At 55.0% G+C, this 25,757-nt stretch carries 28 protein-coding genes and 1 pseudogene; all 29 read left to right on the forward strand.

Annotated features, from left to right (window positions below; all coding sequences use genetic code 11):
- The first annotated feature begins 20 nt into the window (after positions 1–20).
- The 29 genes and pseudogenes from nusG (at position 21) to rplF (ending at position 25,751) form a co-directional block, all read left to right on the forward strand.
- Entirely contained in the window at positions 21–587 is a 567-nt protein-coding gene (nusG, locus tag EI290_RS05620) for a transcription termination/antitermination protein NusG (protein ID WP_125427631.1), read from the forward strand.
- A gap of 115 nt (positions 588–702) precedes the next feature.
- Entirely contained in the window at positions 703–1,146 is a 444-nt protein-coding gene (gene rplK / locus EI290_RS05625) for a 50S ribosomal protein L11 (protein ID WP_045688441.1), read from the forward strand.
- A 19-nt stretch (positions 1,147–1,165) separates the two neighbouring features.
- Positions 1,166–1,861 carry a 50S ribosomal protein L1 gene (gene rplA, locus EI290_RS05630; protein ID WP_125427633.1) on the forward strand — a complete coding sequence of 232 codons (696 nt, stop codon included), beginning with the start codon at positions 1,166–1,168 and terminating at the stop codon, positions 1,859–1,861.
- Positions 1,862–1,880: 19 nt separating this feature from the next.
- Entirely contained in the window at positions 1,881–2,435 is a 555-nt protein-coding gene (gene rplJ, locus EI290_RS05635) for a 50S ribosomal protein L10 (protein WP_125427635.1), read from the forward strand.
- Between the two features lie 140 nt (positions 2,436–2,575).
- Positions 2,576–2,953, forward strand: coding sequence for a 50S ribosomal protein L7/L12 (gene rplL, locus EI290_RS05640; protein WP_125427637.1), 378 nt, complete (start codon positions 2,576–2,578; stop codon positions 2,951–2,953).
- A gap of 285 nt (positions 2,954–3,238) precedes the next feature.
- Positions 3,239–7,114 carry a DNA-directed RNA polymerase subunit beta gene (rpoB, locus tag EI290_RS05645; protein WP_185816890.1) on the forward strand — a complete coding sequence of 1,292 codons (3,876 nt, stop codon included), beginning with the start codon at positions 3,239–3,241 and terminating at the stop codon, positions 7,112–7,114.
- 326 nt (positions 7,115–7,440) lie between these two features.
- A complete protein-coding gene (gene rpoC, locus EI290_RS05650; protein ID WP_125427639.1) occupies positions 7,441–11,793 on the forward strand; it encodes a DNA-directed RNA polymerase subunit beta' in 4,353 nt (1,450 codons plus the stop codon).
- 363 nt (positions 11,794–12,156) lie between these two features.
- Complete coding sequence (locus EI290_RS05655; RefSeq protein ID WP_125427641.1) at positions 12,157–12,510, forward strand: DUF3467 domain-containing protein; 354 nt, start codon at positions 12,157–12,159, stop codon at positions 12,508–12,510.
- A 290-nt stretch (positions 12,511–12,800) separates the two neighbouring features.
- Positions 12,801–13,229, forward strand: a complete 429-nt coding sequence (rpsL, locus tag EI290_RS05660; protein ID WP_045688446.1) for a 30S ribosomal protein S12 — start codon at positions 12,801–12,803, stop codon at positions 13,227–13,229.
- 86 nt (positions 13,230–13,315) lie between these two features.
- On the forward strand, positions 13,316–13,783 hold the full coding sequence (rpsG, locus tag EI290_RS05665; protein ID WP_110976705.1) for a 30S ribosomal protein S7: 468 nt from the start codon (positions 13,316–13,318) through the stop codon (positions 13,781–13,783).
- Between the two features lie 105 nt (positions 13,784–13,888).
- Positions 13,889–16,030 (forward strand): elongation factor G, encoded by a 2,142-nt coding sequence (fusA, locus tag EI290_RS05670; RefSeq protein ID WP_125417660.1) that lies wholly within the window; start codon positions 13,889–13,891, stop codon positions 16,028–16,030.
- Between the two features lie 20 nt (positions 16,031–16,050).
- Entirely contained in the window at positions 16,051–16,356 is a 306-nt protein-coding gene (gene rpsJ / locus EI290_RS05675; protein WP_022822123.1) for a 30S ribosomal protein S10, read from the forward strand.
- 299 nt (positions 16,357–16,655) lie between these two features.
- Positions 16,656–17,810 carry an O-antigen ligase family protein gene (locus EI290_RS05680; RefSeq protein ID WP_185816861.1) on the forward strand — a complete coding sequence of 385 codons (1,155 nt, stop codon included), beginning with the start codon at positions 16,656–16,658 and terminating at the stop codon, positions 17,808–17,810.
- Between the two features lie 251 nt (positions 17,811–18,061).
- Positions 18,062–18,682, forward strand: a complete 621-nt coding sequence (gene rplC, locus EI290_RS05685) for a 50S ribosomal protein L3 (protein ID WP_125427645.1) — start codon at positions 18,062–18,064, stop codon at positions 18,680–18,682.
- 9 nt (positions 18,683–18,691) lie between these two features.
- Positions 18,692–19,330, forward strand: a complete 639-nt coding sequence (gene rplD, locus EI290_RS05690; protein ID WP_044003254.1) for a 50S ribosomal protein L4 — start codon at positions 18,692–18,694, stop codon at positions 19,328–19,330.
- Entirely contained in the window at positions 19,330–19,617 is a 288-nt protein-coding gene (gene rplW / locus EI290_RS05695; RefSeq protein WP_125417664.1) for a 50S ribosomal protein L23, read from the forward strand. The genes rplD and rplW overlap by 1 nt, the downstream gene beginning before the upstream one ends.
- Positions 19,618–19,657: 40 nt before the next feature.
- A complete protein-coding gene (gene rplB, locus EI290_RS05700) occupies positions 19,658–20,485 on the forward strand; it encodes a 50S ribosomal protein L2 (RefSeq protein ID WP_125427647.1) in 828 nt (275 codons plus the stop codon).
- Positions 20,486–20,488: 3 nt separating this feature from the next.
- Positions 20,489–20,767: a 30S ribosomal protein S19 gene (rpsS, locus tag EI290_RS05705; protein ID WP_110976712.1), complete on the forward strand. Its 279-nt coding sequence runs from the start codon at positions 20,489–20,491 to the stop codon at positions 20,765–20,767.
- A gap of 2 nt (positions 20,768–20,769) precedes the next feature.
- Positions 20,770–21,255: a 50S ribosomal protein L22 gene (gene rplV / locus EI290_RS05710; RefSeq protein ID WP_125417666.1), complete on the forward strand. Its 486-nt coding sequence runs from the start codon at positions 20,770–20,772 to the stop codon at positions 21,253–21,255.
- A 5-nt stretch (positions 21,256–21,260) separates the two neighbouring features.
- Positions 21,261–22,130, forward strand: coding sequence for a 30S ribosomal protein S3 (gene rpsC / locus EI290_RS05715; protein WP_125427649.1), 870 nt, complete (start codon positions 21,261–21,263; stop codon positions 22,128–22,130).
- 39 nt (positions 22,131–22,169) lie between these two features.
- Positions 22,170–22,595, forward strand: coding sequence for a 50S ribosomal protein L16 (rplP, locus tag EI290_RS05720; protein ID WP_125417668.1), 426 nt, complete (start codon positions 22,170–22,172; stop codon positions 22,593–22,595).
- Positions 22,596–22,598: 3 nt separating this feature from the next.
- A complete protein-coding gene (gene rpmC, locus EI290_RS05725; protein ID WP_125417669.1) occupies positions 22,599–22,811 on the forward strand; it encodes a 50S ribosomal protein L29 in 213 nt (70 codons plus the stop codon).
- Positions 22,812–22,813: 2 nt separating this feature from the next.
- Positions 22,814–23,104 carry a 30S ribosomal protein S17 gene (rpsQ, locus tag EI290_RS05730; RefSeq protein ID WP_125417670.1) on the forward strand — a complete coding sequence of 97 codons (291 nt, stop codon included), beginning with the start codon at positions 22,814–22,816 and terminating at the stop codon, positions 23,102–23,104.
- Position 23,105: 1 nt separating this feature from the next.
- Entirely contained in the window at positions 23,106–23,474 is a 369-nt protein-coding gene (gene rplN, locus EI290_RS05735) for a 50S ribosomal protein L14 (protein ID WP_110976717.1), read from the forward strand.
- Positions 23,475–23,477: 3 nt separating this feature from the next.
- Positions 23,478–23,726: pseudogene (rplX, locus tag EI290_RS05740) on the forward strand (50S ribosomal protein L24); the annotation flags it as partial.
- Between the two features lie 29 nt (positions 23,727–23,755).
- On the forward strand, positions 23,756–24,316 hold the full coding sequence (gene rplE, locus EI290_RS05745; protein WP_125417672.1) for a 50S ribosomal protein L5: 561 nt from the start codon (positions 23,756–23,758) through the stop codon (positions 24,314–24,316).
- On the forward strand, positions 24,309–24,578 hold the full coding sequence (rpsN, locus tag EI290_RS05750) for a 30S ribosomal protein S14 (protein ID WP_044003242.1): 270 nt from the start codon (positions 24,309–24,311) through the stop codon (positions 24,576–24,578). The genes rplE and rpsN overlap by 8 nt, the downstream gene beginning before the upstream one ends.
- A 199-nt stretch (positions 24,579–24,777) precedes the next feature.
- Positions 24,778–25,176, forward strand: a complete 399-nt coding sequence (gene rpsH, locus EI290_RS05755; RefSeq protein WP_044003241.1) for a 30S ribosomal protein S8 — start codon at positions 24,778–24,780, stop codon at positions 25,174–25,176.
- Between the two features lie 20 nt (positions 25,177–25,196).
- Positions 25,197–25,751 (forward strand): 50S ribosomal protein L6, encoded by a 555-nt coding sequence (gene rplF / locus EI290_RS05760; protein ID WP_125427651.1) that lies wholly within the window; start codon positions 25,197–25,199, stop codon positions 25,749–25,751.
- The last annotated feature ends 6 nt before the right edge of the window (positions 25,752–25,757 follow it).

Genomic DNA, 25,757 nt, shown 5'->3' on the forward strand with positions numbered 1-25,757 from the left:
CGGAAGAATATTCGACGACAATGGGTGAGTTGAAATGGTATGTGGTTCGCTCGGTCAGCGGACAGGAAAAAAAAGCCAAGACCTATCTGGAGACGGAAATCGGCCGCCACGGCCTTTCTGATTTGGTGCCCCAGGTGCTGATTCCGGTAGAAAAGGTATTCGAAATGCGCAATGGCAAAAAGCGTGTGCGCGAGCGTAACCTGTATCCTGGGTATATCATTATCCATGCTGATCTGACTCACGGAGAAGTGGACCACATTATTACCAGCACGCCTGGTGTAATCGGCTTCCTGAGTGATAAAGAAGGCAAAGCCGCTAACCAGAACACTAAACCAGTTCCGCTGCATATTTCTGAAGTAAACCGCATCCTTGGGATTGTGGATGAAGTGGAAGAGCAAGCTGCCACGCTGGAGACTCCTTTTGTGGTAGGTGAACTGGTAAAGATTGTGGACGGTGGTTTCGCGGGAATGTCGGGCACGGTGTCCGAAGTTTTCGAGGAACGGAAAAAATTGAATGTTATCGTGAAAATTTTCGGCCGTAGCACTCCTATGGAGCTCAGCTACACACAGGTTGAAAAGGAGGCGTAAACACCTATAACGTCACCGGTTATTCGCTCCGAACCGGTGGTGCTTCCACTTTGGAGCAATTTTCATCTGAGGGCCACTACGTGTTACCGTAGGAACCCGAAGCCTTTCAAACCAAATGGCCAAGGAAATTAGAGGTTATCTGAAGCTTCAGATAAAGGGAGGCGCCGCAAACCCTGCGCCGCCGGTTGGACCTGCACTTGGTAGCAAAGGCCTTAACATTATGGAGTTCTGCAAGCAGTTCAATGCGCGGACCCAGGATAAGGCCGGCCAAGTTTGTCCTGTACTCATCACCATGTACACCGACAAGTCGTTTGACTTCGTGGTGAAGACCCCCCCAGTGCCGGTTCTGCTCATGGACGCTGCCAAGCTCCAGAGCGGCTCGAAAGAGCCGAACCGTAACAAGGTAGGGTCGGTATCATGGGACCAAGTGCGCACCATCGCCGAGACGAAAATGCCCGACCTGAACGCCTTTAAGGTGGAGTCGGCCATGAAGCAGGTGGCTGGTACGGCTCGTAGCATGGGCATCACCATCTCGGGTACTTCTCCCTTTGCTGAATAATTAACGACGGAGAAGACACATGGCAAAGATTAGCAAGAAGCGCAAGGAAGCCCTTGCCAAGCACGACCTGACCGAAGTTCGGAACTTGGTGGAAGCTGCCAAAGTGGTAAAGGATATCACCTATACCAAATTTGACGCCTCCGTTGACATCGACGTGCGGCTGGGTGTGGACCCCCGTAAAGCTGACCAGATGGTACGTGGCGTAGCCACGCTGCCCCATGGCACCGGCAAAACGGTTCGCGTTCTGGCCCTCGTTACGGCCGACAAAGAAGCCGAAGCTACTGCAGCTGGTGCTGACTACGTTGGTCTGGACGACTACATCTCGAAAATCGAGAAAGGCTGGACTGATATCGACGTAATCATTACGATGCCGTCGGTAATGGCCAAGGTTGGCCGTCTGGGTCGCGTACTGGGTCCTCGTGGCCTGATGCCGAACCCCAAGTCGGGCACCGTAACCACGGATGTAGCCAAGGCTGTGCAGGAGGTGAAGGCTGGTAAAATCGACTTCAAAGTTGACAAAACCGGTATCATCCACTGCTCGGTTGGTAAAGTGTCATTCGATGACCAGAAGCTGGCTGAAAATGCCATTGAGGTTATCCAGACGCTGATTCGTCTGAAGCCTTCGTCGGCTAAAGGCACCTACATCAAGAGCATTACGCTTTCGAGCACGATGTCGCCCGCCGTTCCGGTTGACACCACGGTAACTTCCGCCTAATTTTAATCAACACGACGATATGATCCGGGAAGACAAACAAGCCCTCGTCGACGAGTTGAGCGAGAAGTTCCAATCGCACAACGCGTTCTACATTGCCGATGCTTCGGGAATGTCGGTGGCGAAAATCAATGAATTCCGTCGCCTGTGCTTCACGCGCGGTCTGGAGTTCAAGGTGTACAAGAACACGTTCATCCGCAAAGCCCTCGACACCCTGGGTGCTGATACTGCCGAGATGGACGCTGCGCTGAAAGGCCAATCGGGTATCCTGTTCTCGAAAGAGTCGGGTAACGCGCCTGCCAAACTGCTGCAAGACTTCTACAAGTCGCAGAATTACGGCAAGAACGTAGAGCCCAAGCCCGCTCTGAAAGGTGCTTACGTAGATGCCAGCATCTACATCGGTGCCAACCAGCTGGCTGGTCTGAGCACGCTGAAAGGCAAAAACGAGCTTATCGGTGATGTTATCGGTCTGCTCCAGTCGCCCGCCAAAAATGTTATCTCTGCTCTGTCGAGCGGCGGCAGCAAGCTGGCTGGTATCCTCAAAACGCTTTCCGAAAAAGAAGAGGTTGCAGGCTAACCGCTGCTCATCTTTTTCAAAGGAGTATTGAGTATCAGGTATTGTGTAGTAAGACAAAGGTCTATTATCTCAATACCAAGTACCCAATACTCAATACTGACAATTTCCTTCAACAACCCCCTTTTTAACAATCTACAGAAATGGCAGATTTGAAAGCATTCGCCGAGCAGCTCGTTAGCCTGACGGTAAAAGAAGTAAACGAACTGGCTACCATCCTGAAAGACGAGTATGGCATTGAGCCTGCTGCTGCTGCTCCCGTAATGGTTGCTGGTGGTGGTGCCGCTGCTGCTGATGCTCCCGAGGAGAAGACCTCGTTCGACGTAATCCTGAAGTCGGCTGGTGCTGGCAAACTGGCTGTGGTGAAACTGGTGAAGGACCTGACCGGTCTGGGCCTGAAAGAAGCCAAAGAACTGGTTGACGGTGCTCCCAAAGCTCTGAAAGAAGGTGTTGCCAAAGACGAGGCTGAAGGCCTGAAGAAGCAACTGGAAGAAGCCGGCGCTGAAGTAGAAATCAAGTAGTTTCTGCTGCCTGCTCTTAAAACCAGCAAATAAGGGAGAGGCCTGGCAACTAAGCCAGGTCTTTTCCTGTTTGTAGGCAACAAACTAATCGGAAGTTCGTTTGCGCGCCGCTTTGCGGCTTTTCGTGCCTACGGACGCCAGAGGCGCAAAGTTTTGCTTTGCGCTTTCGTGCGCTCAATACTTCCGGAATTTTCAAGGTAGGGGCGCTGCCGCTATCCTGTTCTGGATTCTCTCAGTATCCATTTCCTAACCCCACATACATTGGCTACACCGAAAGCAACAGGCCTGCAAAAGCTGCAGGCGGCTGACGAGCGGATCAACTTCGCCAAGATTAAAAAGGTTATTGAGTACCCGGATTTCCTCGACGTGCAGGTTCGCTCGTTCATGGATTTCTTCCAGCTGGAAACGGCTGCCGAGAGCCGGACCGATGAGGGGCTTTTCAAGGTATTCGCCGAGAATTTTCCGATTTCGGACTCGCGCGAAAACTTCGTGCTGACCTTCCTCGATTACCACGTTGACCCGCCCAAGTACTCCGTTGACGAGTGCATTGACCGGGGCCTCACGTACTCGGTACCGCTGAAAGCCAAGTTGCGCCTGGTCTGCAATGATACGGACAACGAGGATTTCGAGACGATTGAGCAAGAGGTTTTCTTAGGGAACATTCCCTACATGACCGAAAAGGGCTCGTTCGTTATTAATGGGGCGGAGCGCGTGATTGTGTCGCAGCTGCACCGCTCTCCGGGCGTATTCTTCGCTCAGAGCAAGCACACGAACGGCACCAAGCTGTACTCGGCCCGTATCATTCCGTTCAAAGGCTCGTGGATTGAGTTTGCCACGGACGTGAACAACGTAATGTACGCCTACATCGACCGGAAGAAGAAATTCCCGGTTACGACGCTGCTGCGCGCCATCGGCTACGGCACCGACAAAGACATTCTCGACTTGTTCGGGCTGTCGGAGGAAGTGAAGGCCGATAAAAAGAACCTCAAGAAAGCCGTTGGCCGCAAGCTGGCTGCCCGGGTGCTGCGCACCTGGACGGAAGACTTCGTGGACGAGGACACCGGCGAAGTGGTTTCCATCGACCGGAACGAGGTGCTGCTGGAGCGTGACTCCACCATCGAGGAGGAGGACATCGACACGATCCTGAATGCCGGGGCCAAGTCGGTGATTCTGCACCGCGAGAACGTAAACATTGCCGACTACGCAATCATTTACAACACGCTGCAGAAGGACAACTCCAACTCGGAGAAAGAAGCTGTGGAGCAAATCTATCGTCAGCTCCGGAACACGGAGGCTCCCGACGAAGAGACGGCCCGCGACATCATCCAAAAGCTGTTCTTCTCGGATAAGCGCTACGACCTCGGCGACGTAGGCCGCTACCGTATCAATAAGAAACTGGGTATCGACACCGGTTGGGACGCCCGCGTCCTGACCAATGAGGACATTGTTCTCATCGTGAAATACCTGATCGGTCTGATCAACTCGAAGGCCATTGTCGATGACATTGACCACTTGAGCAACCGCCGCGTGCGCACGGTAGGGGAGCAGCTCTACGCTCAGTTCGGCGTGGGCCTGGCCCGTATGGCGCGTACCATCAAGGAGCGCATGAACGTGCGTGATAACGAAGACTTCAAGCCGGTTGACCTGATCAACGCCCGTACGCTGTCGTCGGTTATCAACTCGTTCTTCGGTACCAACCAGCTGTCGCAGTTCATGGACCAGACCAACCCGCTGGCCGAGGTGACGCACAAGCGTCGCGTATCGGCACTGGGGCCGGGAGGTCTGTCGCGCGAGCGGGCTGGTTTCGAAGTACGTGACGTTCACTACACGCACTACGGCCGCCTTTGCACCATTGAAACGCCGGAAGGCCCGAACATCGGTCTGATTTCGTCGCTGTGCGTGCATGCCCGGGTTAACTCGATGGGCTTCATCGAGACGCCCTACCGCACGGTAGAAAACGGCAAGGTAGACACCACGGAAAACGTGAAATACCTGACCGCCGAAGAAGAAGATACCCACCACATTGCGCAGGCCAACGCCCGCATCGATGAGTCGGGTAACTTTATCAACGACTTGGTAAAAGGCCGTTTCGAAGGTGACTTCCCGGTAGTAGGTCCTACGGAGTACTCCTACATGGACGTAGCGCCGAACCAGATTGTATCGGTGGCTGCTTCGCTGATTCCGTTCCTGGAGCACGATGACGCAAACCGTGCCCTGATGGGTTCAAACATGCAACGCCAGGCCGTACCGCTGCTGCGCGCTGAGGCGCCCATCGTAGGTACCGGTCTGGAAGGCCGCGTGGCCATTGACTCCCGCACCCTAGTAGTAGCCGAGGGCGAAGGTGTGATTGACTACGTAGACGCCAACAAGATTGTGGTGAAGTACGACCTGACGGCCGACGATATCCTCGTAAGCTTCGACGCGGAGAAGATTTCGTACGACCTGATTAAGTTCCGTCGTACCAACCAGGATACCTGCATCAACCTGACGCCCATCGTGAAGAAGGGTGAGCGGGTAACCAAAGGACAGCCCCTGTGCGAAGGCTACGGCACGAACAAGGGTGAGCTGGCGCTGGGCCGCAACATGCAGGTGGCCTTCATGCCGTGGCAGGGCTACAACTTCGAGGATGCTATTGTTATTTCGGAGAAGGTAGTGCGCGACGACATCTTCACCTCGATTCACATTGAGGAGTTTGAGCTGGAAGTGCGCGAGACCAAGCGTGGCGAAGAAGAGCTGACCTCGGAAATTCCGAACGTAAGCGAAGAAGCCGTGCGCAACCTCGACGACAACGGCATCATCCGTCTAGGGGCTGAGGTGCGCGAAGGTGACATCCTCATCGGTAAGATTACGCCCAAAGGTGAAACCGATCCGACCCCGGAGGAGAAGCTGCTCCGCGCCATCTTCGGCGACAAAGCCGGCGACGTGAAGGATGCCTCCCTTAAGGCGCCACCGTCCTTGAACGGGGTGGTTATCGGCACCAAGCTGTTCTCGCGTCCGAAGAAAGACAAAAACCTGCGGGCCAAGTCGAAGAAGGAAGTAGAAGAGCTGAAGGAGTCGTACGCCCGCGAATTGCGCGGCATCAAAGCCGTGATGATTGAGAAGCTGGTGGACTTGCTGGAAGGCAAAACCTCCCAGGGCGTGAAGCACAAGTTCGGCGACGAAATCCTGACCAAAGGGGCCAAATTCGGGAAGAAGAACATCACGGAAGCGTTGTTTCCCGAGAAGAACCCTTATAAGGACGAGAGCAACTACGCCGTGCCGGAAGAGGTGAACATGTTCAAAGACCTCATTCTGGAGAACTGGACCGCCGACGCCCGCGTGAATGGGATGGTGCTCGAACTGGTGAAAAACTACACCAAGAAGCGCAATACCATCACGGCCCGCTTCAAGCGTGACCGGTTCACGCTGGAGGTTGGCGACGAGCTGCCCGCCGGTATCGTACAGCTGGCCAAAGTGTACATCGCCAAGAAGCGCAAGCTGAAGGTGGGCGACAAGATGGCTGGTCGTCACGGTAACAAAGGGGTAGTAGCCCGCATCGTGCGCGACGAGGACATGCCCTTCCTGCCCGATGGCACCCCGATGGACATCGTGCTCAACCCGCTGGGTGTACCGAGCCGGATGAACATCGGTCAGATTTACGAGACCGTACTGGGCTGGGCTGGCCTGAAGCTGGGCCGCACCTACGCTACCCCCATTTTCGATGGTGCAACCGAAGAGGAAGTATCGAAGGAACTGGAGGAGGCCGGGCTGCCGCACTTCGGCCGTGCCTACCTGCACGACGGTCTGACGGGTCAGCGTTTTGACCAGCCGGTGACTGTGGGCGTGATTTACATGCTCAAACTCGGTCACTTGGTTGACGACAAGATGCACGCCCGTTCGATCGGTCCGTACTCGCTCATCACGCAGCAGCCGCTGGGTGGTAAGGCACAGTTCGGTGGTCAGCGCTTCGGTGAGATGGAAGTGTGGGCGCTGGAAGCCTTCGGTGCTTCCAACGTGCTGCAGGAAATCCTGACGGTGAAGTCGGACGACGTGGTAGGCCGTGCAAAAGCGTACGAAGCCATTGTGAAAGGCGACGTTCTGCCCAAGCCGAATATCCCCGAGTCATTCAACGTACTCATCCACGAGCTACGCGGTCTGGCACTGGAAATTACGCTTGACTAAGGTTTGAAAGAGGTGGCTGCTGATGCGCGAGTATCGGCAGCCACTTTTCAAGTCTTACACTATAGAATACCGCAGCCGAAACTGCCGGCGTCGTTCCGAGATAAGGTCAGAACGACATCAACCGCCGACAGCCAACGCCGCAAATCGGTTCAGTTAGCTGAGCCACCCGCATACCAGACCTGGCGAAGAACTACTGCGCGGCGTACCTATCCGACCCACAGAGCACTTTTCGCAGAGTCGAACTGTTACGTTCTTTCTGACCCCTCTTAAGAGGGGCAGAGCCAACGGACAGAAAACAAGCCACCAGCTAACAACAGCTACCCTACATGGCGTTTGCAAAAAACAAGAAACTGGTACAGGACTTCTCGAAAGTTACCATTTCGCTGGCCTCGCCCGAATCCATTCTGGAGCGGTCGAACGGTGAGGTTGTGAAGCCCGAGACGATCAACTACCGGACGTACAAGCCCGAGATGGGCGGCCTGTTTTGCGAGCGGATTTTCGGTCCCGTGAAGGACTGGGAATGCCACTGCGGCAAATACAAGCGGATTCGCTACAAAGGCATCATCTGCGACCGTTGCGGCGTGGAGGTGACCGAGAAGAAAGTACGCCGGGAGCGGATGGGCCACATCGAACTGGTAGTGCCTGTTGCGCACATCTGGTACTTCAAGTCCCTGCCCAATAAAATCGGCTACCTGCTGGGCCTGCCCACCAAGAAGCTCGATCAAATCATCTATTACGAGCGGTATGTAGTCGTACAGCCGGGCGTACTGGGCGAAGAAGGCGTGCAACAGCTCGACTTCCTCACCGAAGACGAATACCTCGACATCATCGACAAACTCCCCCGGGAGAACCAGATGCTGCCGAACGAGGACCCCAACAAGTTCATTGCCCGCATGGGTGCCGATGCCCTGCAACTCCTGCTGGAGCGCATCAACTTGGACGAGCTGAGCTACTCGCTGCGTGACTCTGCCGCTCACGAAACGTCGCAGCAGCGTAAGGCTGAGGCGTTGAAGCGTCTGCGCGTAGTGGAAGCATTCCGTGATGCCGCTACCCGCGTGGAGAACAAGCCCGAGTGGATGGTAATCCGCATGGTGCCCGTTATTCCGCCGGAACTGCGTCCCCTCGTTCCACTGGACGGTGGCCGTTTCGCTACCTCCGACCTGAACGACTTGTACCGTCGCGTAATCATCCGCAACAACCGCCTCAAGCGCCTGATCGAAATCAAAGCGCCCGAGGTGATTCTGCGGAACGAGAAGCGCATGTTGCAGGAAGCCGTCGATTCGCTGTTCGACAACTCGCGTAAGGTGAATGCCGTGCGCGCCGAAGGCAACCGCGCCCTGAAGTCGCTGTCCGATATGCTGAAAGGCAAGCAGGGCCGCTTCCGTCAGAATCTGCTCGGTAAGCGTGTCGACTACTCCGGTCGTTCGGTTATTGTCGTTGGCCCTGAGTTGAAGCTGCACGAGTGCGGCTTGCCCAAGAATATGGCCGCCGAGCTATTCAAGCCGTTCATCATCCGTAAGCTCATTGAGCGCGGCATCGTGAAAACGGTAAAGTCGGCCAAGAAAATCGTGGACCGCAAGGACGCTGTGGTATGGGACATCCTGGAGAACGTGCTGAAAGGCCACCCGGTGCTCCTGAACCGGGCTCCTACGCTGCACCGCTTGGGTATCCAGGCGTTCCAGCCCCGCCTCATCGAGGGCAAGGCTATTCAGCTGCACCCGCTTGTTTGTACCGCCTTCAACGCTGACTTTGACGGTGACCAGATGGCTGTGCACGTTCCCCTGGGACCGGCCGCTATTCTGGAAGCCTCCATGCTCATGCTGGCGTCGCACAACATCCTGAACCCGGCCAACGGCGCACCCATTGCGGTACCGTCGCAGGACATGGTTCTGGGTCTGTACTACGTGACCAAAGGCAAGCGCAGCACCGACGACGAGCAGATCCAGGGCGAAGGCCGCATGTTCTACTCGGACGAAGAAGTGGTAATTGCTCTCAACGAAGGTCAACTGTCGAAGCACGCCTACATCAAGGTGCGCACGCAGGTTCGCGACGAGGACGATAACCTCGTAACGAAGATTATTGAGACGGTAGCTGGTCGCGTACTGTTCAACCAGCTCGTACCTACTGAAGTAGGTTTCGTGGATGAACTGCTGACCAAGAAGAAGCTGCAGCAAATCATTTCGATGGTGTTCAAGCGGACCGGCATGGCCCGCACCGCGCAGTTCCTCGACGACATCAAGACGCTGGGTTTCCAGTCGGCTTACAAAGGTGGTCTGTCGATGGGTCTGGGCGATATCAACATCCCCGCCGAGAAAGATATCCTCGTAGCGCAGGCGCAAGCCGACGTGAAAGCCGTAACCCAGAACTACCAGATGGGTCTGATTACGGACAACGAGCGGTACAACCAGGTTATCGACATCTGGACCCGCATCAACAACCAAATCACTGAAACCCTCATGGGTCGCCTCGAAAAGGAGAACCAGGGCTTCAACTCGATTTACATGATGATGCACTCCGGAGCCCGTGGTTCGCGCGAGCAGATTCGTCAGCTCGGCGGTATGCGGGGTCTGATGGCCAAGCCGCAGAAGTCGCTGCAGGGTTCGGTGGGTGAGATTATCGAAAACCCGATTCTGTCGAACTTCAAAGAAGGCCTCGACGTAATTGAGTACTTCATTTCGACCCACGGTGCCCGGAAAGGTCTGGCTGATACGGCTCTGAAGACGGCTGACGCCGGCTACCTGACCCGTCGTCTGGTAGACGTTTCGCAGGACGTAATCGTGAATGAAGTAGACTGCGGTACCCTCCGCGGCATCGAAACCTTCGCACTGAAAGACAACGAGGACGTAGTAGAACCCCTGGCCGAGCGTATCCTGGGCCGCGTAGCCGTGCACGACATCGTGGACCCGCTGACGGACGAAGTGATTCTGCCTGCCGGTGAGGAAATCACCGAAGAGGTAACCCGTCGCATCGATGCTACCAGCATCGAGTCGGTGGAAATCCGTTCGGTACTGACCTGCGAAAGCAAGCGTGGTATCTGCGGTAAGTGCTACGGCCGTAACCTGTCGTCGGGCCGCATGGTACAGAAGGGTGAGGCTGTCGGCGTAATTGCTGCTCAGTCAATCGGTGAACCTGGCACCCAGCTGACCCTGCGTACGTTCCACGTAGGTGGTACGGCTTCTAACATTGCCGTGGAAGCCAGCCTGCGCGCCAAGTTCGCCGGTGTAATTGAGTTTGAAGATATCCGCACTGTAGAAACCGCCAACGCCGATGGCGAGCCGGTGAAAGTAGTGATGGGTCGCTCGGGCGAGATTCGCATCGTGGAGAAAGGCACCGGCAAGGTGTTTATCTCGAACCACGTACCCTACGGCTCTTTCCTGCTCGTAAACGAAGGTCAGGAAGTAGAGAAAGGCCAGGAGTTGAACAACTGGGACCCCTACAACGCCGTTATTCTGGCCGAGTTTGATGGTACCGTTCAGTACGACGCCATCACCGAAGGCATTACCTACCGTGAGGAGTCAGACGAACAGACCGGTCACCGCGAGAAAGTAATCATCGAATCGAAGGCCAAGGACCAAAACCCAGCCATCATCGTGCGCCCCGGCAAAAAGGGCGACATGGAAGGTTCGAAAGGCTACTCCATCCCGGTGGGCTCTCACTTGAACGTGGAGAACGGCGAGAAAATCAAGGCTGGTCAGATTCTGGCCAAGATTCCGCGTGCCGTGGGCAAAACCCGCGACATTACCGGTGGTCTGCCCCGTGTTACGGAGCTCTTCGAAGCCCGTAACCCCTCGAACCCGGCCGTTGTGGCTGAAATCGACGGTGTAGTAACCTACGGTACGGTGAAGCGTGGTAACCGTGAAATCTTCGTGGAGTCGAAAGACGGCGTGAAGAAGAAATACATGGTGCCGCTGTCCAAGCACATTCTCGTGCAGGACAACGACTTCATCCGCGCTGGCTCGCCGCTGTCCGATGGTGCCATCACCCCGTCCGATATCCTGAACATTCAGGGTCCCGGCGCGGTGCAGGAGTACCTCGTGAACGAGATTCAGGAAGTGTACCGCTTGCAGGGTGTGAAAATCAACGATAAGCACATCGAGGTGGTTGTTCGCCAGATGATGCAGAAAGTGGTTATCCTCGACGCCGGCGACACGACCTTCCTGGAGCACCAGGTAATCGACAAGATTATCTTCATGGAGGAAAACGATACCATCATCGACATGAAGGTGGTAACCAACGCGGGCGACTCCACGAACCTGAAGCCCGGCCAGATTGTAACGGCTCGTCGCCTACGCGACGAGAACAGCAGCCTGCGCCGCCGCGACTTGCAGCTGGTAGAAGTACGCGACGCTCAGCCGGCCGTATCTCGCCCCACGCTGCAGGGTATCACCCAGGCTTCGTTGGGTACTCAGTCGTTCATCTCGGCCGCATCCTTCCAGGAAACGACCAAGGTGCTGTCGGAAGCCGCCATTCGTGGCAAGGCCGACGAACTGCTGGGCCTGAAGGAGAACGTAATCGTAGGTCACCTCATTCCGGCCGGTACCGGTCTGCGCGAGTACACTCGCCAGATTGTGGGCTCGAAAGAGGAAATGGAAGCCGCTCAGGCCGCCAAGACCGAGGAAGCCGCTGCTCCTACCAAGCGCCCCGCCCGTGCCTCGCGCCGCGAGTCGGTTTCGGAGTAGTTTTGAGTTGAGTGAATAAGAGAAGCCGGCTGGGGAAACCCGGCCGGCTTTTTCTTTTAATTTGCACTGATGAAAATACTACTCAATCTAGCATTGGCCCTTGCTTTTGCGCTTGCATTGTTCATGGCGCTTGGCTGTATGATATTGGCCTTTGTACTGATCAATTCTTCGTTGAAGCACAGTTTGACACAACAAGAATTCTTAGGAATGCTATTCACGCTTGTGCTCAACTTATTCTTAACATTCTTAGCAATTCGATTCACGAAGAAGCTATGGAAAAACAGATCCTAGCATTACGGTTATGTAGTAGCTACGATTACTTTTTTGAAAATTTAGAATCAATAAACCTTCTGTCTTAAATACATGGCCCAACAGAACCAACCCGAAAACACGCCCGAAACCATCCAACCCCAGGACCCCAACGCCATCAGCATCGAGCTGTCGGAGGAAATTGCCGAGGGTGAATACGCCAACCTTGCCATGATTGCGCACAGCAACAGCGAGTTCGTCATTGACTTTATCCGGCTGATGCCCGGCTTGCCCAAAGCCAAGGTAAAATCCCGCATCATCCTTACGCCGGAGCACGCCAAGCGGCTGGTTGCCGCCCTGAACGAGAACATCGAGCGGTTCGAGCAGGCCAACGGCACCATCAAGGAGCAACCCAACGACGGTCCGCTTTATCCAATGGGTTTCGGCGGGAAGATAGGAGAGGCCTAAAACCTCGTAATACTACAACACCTGAAGCGGCTTTTATCGAGAAGATAGAAGCCGCTTCTGCGTTGAGTGCAAAACCTGCCGGATGAATGCGCCACGGCACTGCCAGTGAGTTAGCCGTTTGGTACTACCAGCCGAATCAGCTCCGTAAGTCGGTGGAGTAGGGCCGGTTGACAGGCATGGAAGCACTCTAAAATTAACTAATTCAACCTGTTTGCTATTTGGCGGCAACTTGTCTACCTTTGCAAGCCTAATTTTTGGGAGAGAACCCTCCTTGACAAAACCTACCGTAGATGCCTACCATCAACCAGTTAGTACGAAAAGGCCGCGAGAAGCTGACGACCAAGTCGAAGTCGCCGGCTCTGGATTCGTGCCCGCAGCGCCGTGGCGTTTGCACCCGTGTGTACACCACCACGCCCAAGAAGCCGAACTCGGCTATGCGTAAAGTGGCCCGTGTGCGCCTCACCAACGGCAAAGAAGTTAACGCCTACATCCCTGGTGAAGGCCACAACCTGCAGGAGCACAGCATCGTGCTGATCCGTGGTGGCCGGGTGAAAGACCTTCCCGGCGTACGTTACCACATCATCCGTGGCGCTCTGGACACCGCCGGCGTAAACGGCCGTCTGCAGCGTCGCTCGAAATACGGCGCTAAGCGTCCGAAGCCCGGCCAGGCTGCAGCAGCTGGCAAAGGCGGCAAACCAGCTCCCGGCAAGAAAAAATAAGTGAAACCGAGGGCGGCAGCGCCCGGCGCCGGCTAGCAAATGGTTCTTAGCCCGTTGCCTGCTGTCCGTCGCTCATTTCTACACCCATGAGAAAGTCAAAACCAAAAAAGCGTATCCTCCTGCCCGACCCTAAGTTCAAGGAGACGCTGGTAACCCGTTTCGTCAACTACATGATGTACGACGGGAAGAAAAACCTGGCCTACACCATTTTCTACGATGCCTGCGAACTGGTTGAGCAGCGCACCAAGGAAAGCGGCCTGGAAATGTGGCGTAAGGCCCTGAACAACGTAATGCCGACCGTGGAGGTGAAAAGCCGCCGCGTAGGTGGTGCTACCTTCCAGGTGCCCACCGAGGTTCGTCCGGACCGTCGTATTGCTGTTGGCTCGAAGTGGCTGATTCAATATGCTCGTCGTCGTGGTGAGAAAACCATGAAAGACAAGCTGGCTGGCGAAATCATTGCCGCCGCCAAAGGTGAAGGTGCTGCCGTGAAGAAAAAAGACGACACGCACCGGATGGCAGAAGCCAACAAGGCTTTCTCGCACTTCCGCTTCTAATCAGACCAGCAGGAAGGCTAGAAGTTTGGCGCGGCTGGAATGCGAAATGCATTTTTCGCGTTCTGCCAGCTCAACTACGAACATTCCTACGTCACAACAAAAGCAATGGCTGTTAATCAAGATCTGCAATACCTCCGGAACATCGGGATTATGGCGCACATCGACGCCGGTAAGACCACCACGTCGGAGCGCATTCTCTACTACACCGGTAAAACCCACAAAATCGGGGAGGTGCACGAAGGTGCTGCCACGATGGACTGGATGGAGCAGGAGCAGGAGCGTGGTATCACCATCACGTCGGCTGCTACTACTACCTTCTGGAACTACCCGACCGTACAGGGCGACCCGACTCCGGAGACCAAGCAATACAAAATCAACCTGATCGATACCCCCGGTCACGTGGACTTCACCGTAGAGGTGGAACGTTCCCTGCGTGTACTGGACGGTGCCGTAGCACTGTTCTGCGCCGTTTCGGGCGTAGAGCCGCAGTCGGAAACCGTATGGCGTCAGGCTGACAAATACAAAGTGCCCCGCATCTGCTTCGTCAACAAGATGGACCGTGCCGGCGCTGACTTCTTCAAAGCCGTAAACGAAATCAAAGACAAGCTGGGTGCTAACCCCGTGCCGCTGCAGATTCCGATTGGCGCTGAAGACACGTTCAAAGGTGTAGTTGACCTGCTGACTGGCAAAGCCATCGTGTGGGACGATGCCACCCAGGGCAAAACCTACAAGGAAGTTCCGGTTCCCGAAGACCTCGTGGATACGGTAGCCGAGTGGCGTGAGAAGCTCGTGGAAAGCGTAGCCGAGTACGATGACACGTTGATGGAGAAATTCTTCGACGACCCGGACTCCATTACCCGTGAGGAAATGATGACGGTAATCCGCAAAGCGGTTATCGACATGAAGTTCTCGCCCGTAATGTGCGGCTCGGCCTTCAAAAACAAAGGTGTTCAGGCTATGCTGGACGCGGTAATGGCCTACCTGCCCTCGCCGCTGGACATGCCCGCCATCATCGGTACCAACCCCGATACCGGCGAGGAAGTAGAGCGTCACCCCGACAACTCGGAGCCCTTCACCGCCTTGGCGTTCAAAATTGCTACCGACCCCTTCGTAGGTCGTCTGTGCTTCTTCCGCTGCTACAGCGGTCAGCTCGACGCTGGTTCGTACGTGCACAACAACCGCACGAACAAGAAGGAGCGTATCTCGCGCCTGATGCAGATGCACTCCAACAAGCAGAACCCCATCGACAAAATCCAGGCTGGTGACATTGCTGCCGGCGTGGGTTTCAAAGACATCAAAACCGGTGACACGCTGACTGACGAGAAGTCGCGCGTAGTACTGGAATCGATGAGCTTCCCCGAGCCCGTAATCGGCTACGCCATTGAGCCCAAAACTCAGGCCGACGTTGATAAAATGGGTATGGCTATTGCCAAACTGGTAGAAGAAGACCCCACCCTGGTAGTGCAGACGGACCCCGAGACGGGCCAGACGGTACTGAAAGGCATGGGTGAGCTTCACCTTGAAATCATCATCGACCGGATGCGTCGTGAGTTCAAGGTTGAAATCAACCAGGGTGCTCCTCAGGTTGCTTACAAAGAGGTTCTTACCAAAACGGTTGAACACCGTGAGACCTACAAGAAGCAGACGGGTGGTCGTGGTAAATTCGGTGACATTGTATTCGAACTCGGTCCGAAACTGACCGATCCGGAGAAACCCGGCCTGGAGTTCGTAAACGACATCACGGGTGGTGTTATCCCCCGCGAATTCATTGCGCCGGTTCAGAAAGGTTTCGAAGAAGCCATGAAGAACGGTCCGCTGGCGGGCTTCCCCATCGAAGGCATGCGCGTGCGTCTGTTCTTCGGTTCGTACCACGACGTTGACTCGGACGCTCTGTCGTTCGAACTCGCTGCCCGTGGTGGTTTCCGGGAAGCTGGTAAGCAAGCTGGTCCTAAACTGCTCGAGCCTATCATGGCTGTAGAAGTAGTTTCGCCGGACGAGTACACCGGCTCGGTAACGGGTGACCTGAACCGTCGTCGGGGCATCATGAAGGGTATGGACACGAAAGGTGGTGCCAACGTTATCAAGGCTGACGTTCCACTGTCGGAACTGTTCGGCTACGTAACGTCGCTGCGTACCATCTCTTCGGGCCGTGCTTCCGCCTCGCTGACGTTCTCGCACTACGACCAGGTGCCCGCTAACTTGGCCGAAGGCATCATTGCTAAGCAAAAGGGTAACGCCATTCGCTAATACCGCTTTCATTCAAAGACATGAACCAGAAAATTCGCATCAAACTCAAATCCTACGACCACAACCTGGTGGACAAATCGTCGGAGAAGATTGTGAAGGCGGTAAAGGCTACGGGCGCCATCGTAAGCGGCCCCATTCCATTGCCGACCGACAAGGAAAAATTCACCGTTCTTCGTTCGCCCCACGTGAACAAGAAGTCGCGTGAGCAATTCCAGCTCTGCACCTACAAGCGCCTCGTGGACATCTACTCGACTTCGTCGAAGACCGTAGATGCCCTGATGAAGCTGGAACTGCCCAGCGGCGTTGACGTAGAAATCAAAGTCTGAGGACTGATTTCACCCGATAGGTGAGACAAACGCTCCACTGGTTCTTCGGAACCGGTGGAGCGTTTTCTATTTTTATTGATGCAACTTGTCCCTTAAGTAAAGGCTCGATGTACAGTGGAGCTTCTGGCCGACGTTGACGAACGGGCCACTTGGCAAGCTCCTTACTTAGTTTCATGGCATCTTCCATAGGGTCCGTTTTGACCATTCTCCGGCTGTTGGCAGCAGCCACCTTTTTCTGTGTCTGTATCATAGTTGGCTTATTTACCAGCAGCTTCTTCCGGGTGTTACCCAGCTTGGGTATGATGGGCCTGGCAGGTACTGCGCTTATCTGTTTCCTGTTGCACGGCCGCCGCTACCAACGAGCTACCATAAACAACTACCTGCCGTTTCTCCTGATTTTTCTGGTACATGTGGGGGCTGGGCTAACTACCTCGGCGGCCCGTATGGGGGAATACAGTCGGGACGTAGTGTTGCAGTTACCGTTCGTCGTGCTGCCCGTGGCGTTTTGGCTGCTGCCTCCGCTGTCGACCCGTCAACTGCGGCTGCTGTGGTTGGTACTGCTTACTACCACGGTAGTGGCTGCGCTGCTGAGTACGGGCAACTACCTGCTGCATTTCGACCAGATCAATGAAATGTATCTGCGCTCCAAAGTAATGCCCACGGAGCCGGATCATATTCGGTTTAGCCTATTGATTACCTTGGCTATTGTGGCTGGTGTCTGCTTATTAGCTCACCGGAGTATAGTAGGCCGGGGGCATGCGCTATTATGGGGGGCGGTGCTCTACCTGGCCTTTTATCAGCATTTGCTGGCAGTACGCAGTGGGCTGGTAACGCTCTATACAATGGCCGTAATTGCGCTACTCTGGCTGGTGTTCCGGACGCGTCAGTATCAACAGGCGCTAGTGCTGGCCGCTACTCTGGTGGTAATTCCGGCTATCAGCTACTCCGTGTTTCCGACGCTACAGAATAAATCGGCCAATACCCGCGAGGATATGGGTCGGGTTGATAATACGGCTTCAGCTAACAATTATTCCTTGGTTGGGCGGGTGTACTCCTACAAAGTGGCGCTGGACGTAGTGAAAGATAACCCCTGGTTTGGCGTAGGGCGGGCGGATATTGAGCCAGAAATGGCCGTGCGTTACCAGCGCGATTATCCAAACATCCGTCCGGAAGCCTATATCCAGCCCCATAACCAGTTTCTGTTTTCGGCCGTGGCATTTGGGCTGGTAGGCTTGGTGCTTTTTATCGTTGGCTTCTACTATGCTGGTATCAGCGTATGGCCGCAATACGCTCCACTACTACTGGCACAGTATTGTATCGTCACGCTTTCATTCTTGGTAGAATACACCCTGGAAACACAGGTTGGACTAGGGTATGCGCTGTTTTTCATTCTGCTGGCGCTGGAAGGGCAGAAGCCTGCTTTAGAGCCGGGAACAGAGTGGCGGCCGGTATAGCGCCTCCAAACAATTGCGAGCATTTGTATGCCAGCCGGTATCTTCTATCGGTTGGCATTCTACTTTATGTTCTAGCTAAAATGCTACCTCACTATTCGCCATAAGCCAGTTATAGAAGCTAACTATCTAACGCTTAAAATATTTCAGAAGGTAGTTAGATTATCACATAACAATTTCCTAGCTTTGCACTCCATTTCCGAAAACGCCACTTGGGCGTTTTCAAGTGTGTCTTTTTCTAAAACCCCAATCGAATGCCTGGCATCATCGGTAAAAAAATCGGTATGACAAGCCTCTTCACTCCGGACGGGAAGAACATCCCTGTTACGCTCATCGAAGCGGGTCCGTGCGTAGTGACGCAGGTTAAGACCATCGAAACGGACGGCTACACGGCCATCCAGCTCGGTTACGGCGAGAAGAAGGCGAAGAACACCACCAAAGCACTGGCTGGTCACTTCGCTAAAGCCGGAACCACCCCCAAGAAAAAACTCGTTGAGTTCCGCACCGACGAGACCAGCAGCTTCACTGCTGGTTCTACCATCGACGCTACCCTTTTCGAAGAAGGTGAGTTCGTTGACGTAGTAGGTACCTCCAAAGGTAAAGGCTTCCAGGGCGTTGTAAAGCGTTACAACTTCGCCGGTGTTGGTGGCCAGACCCACGGTCAGCACAACCGCGGCCGTCACCCCGGTTCTATCGGTGCTTGCTCCTGGCCTTCGCGCGTATTCAAAGGAATGCGCATGGGTGGCCGCATGGGCAACGACCGTGTGAAAGTGCAGAACCTGAAGGTAATGCGCATTGTAGCCGACAAAAACCTCATCGTGGTGAGCGGCTCGGTTCCCGGTGCCAAGAACTCTTTCGTGGTCCTGGAAAAATAAGCTAGCAAGATGGAACTGTCAGTAATCAACATCAAAGGCGAGGACACCGGCCGTAAGGTTACCCTGTCCGACGCCATCTTCGGCCTGGAGCCGAACGAGCACGTGATGTACCTCGACGTGAAGCAGTACCTGGCCAATCAGCGCCAGGGCACGCACAAGTCGAAGCAGCGCAACGAAGTACACGGCACCACCAAGAAGCTGAAAAAGCAAAAAGGTACGGGTGGAGCTCGTGCCGGCTCCATGAAGTCGGGTGTATTCGTAGGTGGTGGCCGTATTTTCGGTCCGCAGCCCCGCGACTATGGCTTCAAGCTGAACAAGAAAACCAAGCGTCTGGCTCGTCTGTCGGCTCTGTCGGCGCTGGCCAAAGACGGTAAGGTATCGGTAGTGGAAAACATTTCCCTGTCGACCCCCAAAACCAAGGAGTTTGCCGCCATCCTGGCTGGTCTGAAGCTGAACAACGGCCGCAAGACCCTGCTGGTAACTGGTTCGGTTGACAAGAACGTCGTTCTGTCGGCCCGCAACATTCAGCGCGTGAGCGTAGCTACCCCCGTAGCTCTCAACACCCACGACCTGCTGAACACCGACACCCTACTGCTGTCGGAAGATGGGTTGAGCGCACTGGAACAACTCTATACCACTGCTGAGTAATGAGCATCCTGAAGAAACCCATCGTAACTGAAAAGGCTACGGGTCTGAACGAGAAAAGCCAGTACGCTTTCGAAGTGGCCATCGACGCCAACAAGGTTCAGATCAAGAAAGAGATTGAGCAATTGTACGGGGTAACGGTAACGGGCATCAGCACCATCCGCACCATCGGCAAAGTGAAATCGAAGTTCACGAAAGGCGGCGCCGTTTCCGGTCGTCGTCCGCACGGCAAAAAAGCCATCGTGACCGTGAAAGAAGGCGACGTAATCGACTTCTATAGCACGCTCTAAGCCTGCCTTCCCGCCAAGAATTTTTTCCTAAGCAAGAGTAATGGCACTCAAAAAACTAAGACCAACATCACCGGGTCAGCGCTTCCGCATCGCCCCGGCCTTCGACGAGATTACCGCGTCGACGCCGGAGAAGTCGCTGTTGGCACCCCTGAAAAACTCCGGTGGCCGTAACAACTCGGGCAAAATGTCCAACCGCTACATCGGCGGTGGTCACAAAGCCAAGTACCGTATCATCGACTTCAAGCGTGATAAAGCCGGTGTTCCGGCCACGGTGAAGACGATTGAGTACGATCCTAACCGCACCGCCCGTATTGCCTTGCTGCAGTACGCCGATGGTGAGAAGCGCTACATCATTGCTCCTGCCGGCCTGGCCGTAGGTGCTTCGGTAGTGTCGGGTTCGGGCGTAGCTCCGGAAGTAGGCAACTCCCTGCCCCTGCGCGAGATTCCGCTGGGTACCATTGTGCACAACATCGAGCTGATGCCCGGTGGAGGAGCAGCTATGGCCCGCTCGGCTGGCACCTACGCGCAGCTGGTAGCCCGCGAAGACAAGTACGCCACCCTGAAACTGCCCTCCGGCGAAATGCGCATGGTACTGGTTACCTGCATGGCTACGGTTGGTACCGTTTCGAACGGTGACCACATGAACGTACGTCTCGGCAAAGCCGGTCGTAACCGGTGGTTGGGTCGTCGTCCGCGCGTACGTGGTGTAGCTATGAACCCCGTAGATCACCCCATGGGCGGTGGTGAAGGCAAGTCGTCGGGTGGTCACCCACGCAGCCGTAACGGTATCTTCGCGAAAGGCCAGAAGACCCGCAACAAGAATAAGTATTCCGAGAACCTGATCGTAAGCCGGAAAGGCAAGAAATAAGCAATGGCACGTTCACTAAAAAAAGGGCCGTACATTGACTTCCGGCTCGAGAAGAAAGTATCGGCAATGGACGAGTCCGGCAAAAAGTCGGTGGTGAAGACTTGGTCGCGCCGCTCGATGATTTCGCCTGATTTCGTTGGCCACACCTTCGCTGTGCACAACGGCAATAAGTTCATCCCGGTGTATGTAACGGAGAACATGGTAGGACACAAACTCGGTGAGTTTGCCCCCACCCGTAACTTCCGCGGCCATATCGCCAAGAAAGATAAAGGCAAGCGCTAATCATGGAAGCAGTAGCTAAACTCCGGAACGTGCCTACCTCGCCGCGCAAAATGCGCTTGGTAGCCAACCTGGTACGCGGTCAGAAAGTGACTCGTGCTCTGGGCCTGCTGAAATTCGAGGCTAACTCGGGTGCTCCTAAAATCGAAAAACTGCTCCTGTCGGCTCTGGCCAACTGGCAGCAGAAAAACGAGGATGAGCGCATCGAAGATGCTAACCTCTATATCAAAGAGATTTTCGTGGACGAAGGCCGTATGCTGAAGCGCCTGCGCCCCGCCCCCCAGGGCCGTGGCCACCGCATCCGCAAGCGCAGCAACCACGTGACGCTGATCATCGATTCGAAAGTGGAGCCCCTCGGTAGCAAAGCTGCCGCCAAGCAAGCTGCCGAAACTAAATCAGCTGCCACGGGTGTTGACGAGGCTCCGAAAAAATCGACCCGTCGCAGCTCGGCTAAAAAATCCACTGAAACCACGGCAGAAGCCACCGCATAAGCACTATGGGACAGAAAGTAAATCCGGTTGGCTTCCGTCTGGGCGTCATCAAAGGATGGGACTCGAACTGGTACGGCGGCAAGGACTTTGCCGACAAACTGGTTGAGGACGAGAAAATCCGCAAATACATCAACGCTCGTATCCCGAAAGGTGGCATCAGCCGCATCGTAATCGAGCGTACCCTGAAGCGTGTAACCATCACCATCAACACGGCTCGTCCGGGTGTGGTAATCGGTAAAGGCGGTCAGGAAGTTGATAAGATCAAAGACGAGCTGAAGCAGATTACCGGCAAAGACGTTCAGATCAACATCTTCGAAATTAAGCGCCCGGAACTCGACGCGAAACTGGTAGGTGAGAGCATTGCTCAGCAGCTGCAGGCGCGTATTTCGTTCCGTCGGGCCATGAAGATGGCTATCCAGGCTGCCCTGCGCGTTGGTGCCGAAGGCATCAAGATCCAGTGCGGTGGCCGTTTGGGCGGTGCTGAAATTGCTCGTTCCGAGCAATACAAAGAAGGACGCACTCCGCTGCATACCCTGCGCGCTGACATCGACTACGCTCTGTCGGAAGCTCAGACGGTGTATGGCAAAATCGGCATCAAGGTGTGGGTTATGCGTGGTGAGGTATTCGGCAAGCCCGACCTCTCCCCCAACCAGCAGCCGGCCGGTGGTCAGGGTGGCGACAGCCGCAACGACCGTGGCCCGCGCGGTGAGCGTGGTGACCGTGGCGGTGACCGTGGCCCGCGTCGCGACCGGAATGACCGGGGTGGCGAAGGCCGTGGCGGTGACAACCGTGGTGGCCAAGGTGGCGGACAGCGCCGCGGCGGCCAGGGTGGCCAGAACCGTGGCGGTCAGGGCGGTGGCGCCCCCCGTCGCTAGTCCTTTTCTTTTCTCTCGAATTTTAATTCAAGATAACTCATGTTACAACCGAAAAGGACCAAGTATCGCAAGATGCAAAAGGGTCGCGTGCATGGCTTAGCCCACCGCGGCAGCTCCATTGACTTCGGTTCGTTCGCCATCAAGTCGCTGGAACAAGCGTGGATTACGGCTCGCCAGATTGAGGCAGCTCGTATTGCCATGACCCGCGCCATGAAACGCGAAGGTCAAGTTTGGATCCGCATCTTCCCAGATAAGCCGATCACCAAGAAGCCCGCTGAAGTGCGGATGGGTAAGGGTAAAGGTTCGCCCGAGTATTGGGTAGCCTGCGTGAAGCCTGGCACCATCATGTTCGAATCGGATGGGGTTTCCCTAGAAGTAGCGCAGGAGTCGCTGCGTCTGGCTGCGCAGAAACTGCCAGTTCGGACCTCTTTTGTTGTTCGTCGCGACTACGTAGAAAGCAAGTAAAAGATGAAGAACGCAGAAATCCGCGCCCTCTCGCTGGAGGACCTCAAAAACCAGATTAAGTCGGAGCAGACCAACGGCCAGACCATGCGCTTTGCGCATGCCATCTCGCCCCTGGAGAACCCCCTCCGTCTGAAGCAAGCCCGCAAAAATGTCGCCCGTCTGCTGACCGAGTTGAAGCGTCGCGAGAACGAGCAGGCTACTAACACTGCTAACTAACGATGGCAAGCAACGAAGAACAGCAAGGCACTACCGCCGTTGAGCGGAACCTGCGCAAAGAAATCATCGGGCGCGTTACCTCCTCGAAAATGGACAAGTCCATTACGGTGATGGTAGAAAGCAAAATGAAACACCCGATCTACGGCAAGTTCGTTACCAAGTCGACCAAATTTATGGCCCACGACGAGAACAACGAATGTGGCGAAGGGGATACGGTTCGCATCATGTCGACCCGTCCACTGAGCAAGAACAAGCGGTGGAGACTGGTAGAAATTGTAGAACGCGCCAAGTAAGATGATACAGCAAGAATCCCGTCTGACCGTCGCTGATAACAGCGGCGCCAAAGAAGTTCTCTGCATCCGTGTCCTCGGTGGCACGGGCAAGAAATACGCCAGCGTAGGCGACAAGATTGTAGTAGCCATCAAATCGGCTATTCCTTCCGGCAACGCTAAAAAAGGCGCAGTTTCGAAAGCAGTAGTTGTTCGCACGAAGAAGGAAGTACGCCGCAAAGACGGTTCGTACATCCGCTTCGACGACAACGCTGCCGTACTGCTCAACAATAACGACGAGCCCCGCGGTACCCGCATCTTCGGCCCAGTGGCCCGCGAACTGCGTGAAAAGCAGTTCATGAAGATTGTTTCGCTGGCTCCTGAAGTTCTCTAAGCAATGGCAACGAAAACCAAAGCAACGCCCGCGAAACTGCACGTGAAAACCGGTGACACCGTTCTGGTGATTGCCGGCGACGAGAAAGGCAAAACCGGTGTTATCAAATCGGTGAACCGTTCGACGCAGCGTGTTATCGTGGAAGGCCTGAACCTGGCTACCAAGCACAACAAACCCAGTGCGAAGAATCCCCAGGGCGGCATCACCAAGATCGAGGCACCGATTCACGTGAGCAACGTGAAGCGCGTAGACTCGGCTAACGCCTAATCCGCTCTACGACCATGGCTCGACTGAAAGAAAAATATCAGAAAGAAGTAGTACCGGCGCTCCAAGAGAAATTCCAGTTCAAGAGCATCATGCAGGTACCGCGCATCACCAAAATCTGCATTAACCGCGGTATTGGTGCTGCTGTAGCTGACAAGAAGCTGGTTGACAACGGTGTTGATGAGTTGACCATCATCACCGGTCAGAAAGCTGTTCCAACCATTGCCAAGCGCTCGGTTTCGAACTTTAAGCTGCGTGAAGGTATGCCCATCGGCGCCCGCGTTACCCTGCGCGGTGAGCAGATGTACGAATTCCTTGACCGTCTGCTGACGGTGGCTCTGCCTCGTGTTCGTGACTTCAAAGGCATCAACGACAAAGGCTTCGATGGCCGCGGTAACTATACCCTGGGCATCAAAGAGCAAATCATCTTCCCGGAAATTTCGATTGACAAAATCAAGTCGATTGCCGGTATGGATATTACCTTCGTAACGACGGCTGAGAACGACGAGCAGAGCTACGAGCTGCTCCGCGCTTTCGGAATGCCTTTCGCTAACGCCAAGAAACAGAACAATGGCTAAGGAATCAATGAAAGCACGGGAGCGGAAGCGTATTGCTACCGTAGCCCGTTACGCTGAGAAGCGCAAGGCTCTGAAAGAGGCTGGCGACTTCGAAGGCCTAGACAAACTGCCGCGCAATGCGTCGCCCGTGCGTCTGCACAACCGCGACAAAATCGACGGCCGTCCCCGTGGTTACATGCGTAAGTTCGGCATCAGCCGCGTACGTTTCCGCGAAATGGCTCTCGCCGGCAAAATCCCCGGTGTAACCAAGTCCAGCTGGTAATCCCACTGTTCTTCCTGCCATTACAGAGCTTTCTGTAAGGCATTATTACTTGGCAGGTTGCCACAAGAAACCATCAGCCGAGCCCTCAAAAGCCGAGTTGAGTAGTCTTAACCGAAAATTTCGTCGCCTCTTTCCGTGGCGGCGAAATTTTCATATCTTTGCGGCTCCCTAAAAATGGGCGCTTCATTTTCATAATCGAATGAACACAGATCCAATTGCCGACTACCTGACCCGGGTACGCAATGCCATCAAGGCAAATCACCGGGTGGTAGAAATCCCGGCCAGCAACATCAAAAAGGAGATTACGAAAGTGCTCTATAAGAAGGGCTACATTCAGAGCTACCGGTTTGATGATGCCGCGGTACAGGGCACGATTAAAATCGCGCTGAAGTACAACCCGGCTACCAAAAAGCCCGCCATCACGAAGCTGGAGCGCATCAGCTCGCCTGGTCTGCGTACGTACGCTCACGTGGAGAACCTGCCGCGCGTACTCAGCGGTCTGGGTATTGCAATCCTGTCAACGTCCAAGGGCGTGATGACGGAGAAAGAGGCGAAAGCCGAGAACGTGGGCGGCGAAGTGCTGTGCTACGTCTACTAATCTGAAAGGAAAACGAGACTATGTCACGCATTGGTAAACTGCCCATCAGCCTGCCCAGCAACGTGCAGGTTGAAGTGAGCAACGAAAACACGGTTACCGTGAAGGGTCCGAAAGGCACTCTGACGGTTCCGGTTGACCGCGACATTACCGTAGCAACCGAAGACGGTCAGCTGGTAGTGACCCGCCCCACCGAACAGAAGCGCCACAAAGCCATGCACGGCCTGTACCGCTCGCTGCTCAACAACGCCGTGAACGGCGTGAGCAACGGTCAGGAAGTGAAGCTGGAACTGGTAGGTGTAGGTTACAAAGCCTCAATGGCTGGTACTACGCTGGAACTGTCGCTGGGTTACTCGCACAACATCTTCCTGGCTCTGCCGAAAGAAGTAACGGCTACAGCTGTAACAGAGAAAGGTAAAAACCCTATCGTTACGCTGACCAGCATTGATAAGCAACTGCTGGGCCAAGTAGCTGCCAAGATTCGCTCGTTGCGCAAAGTTGAGCCATACAAAGGCAAAGGCGTGCGCTTCGTGGGTGAGCAGATTCGTCGTAAGGCTGGTAAAACGGCTTCGAAATAACATCAC

Origin of the sequence: Hymenobacter metallilatus (genome assembly GCF_003944705.1) — a bacterium.
Classification (GTDB): domain Bacteria; phylum Bacteroidota; class Bacteroidia; order Cytophagales; family Hymenobacteraceae; genus Hymenobacter; species Hymenobacter metallilatus.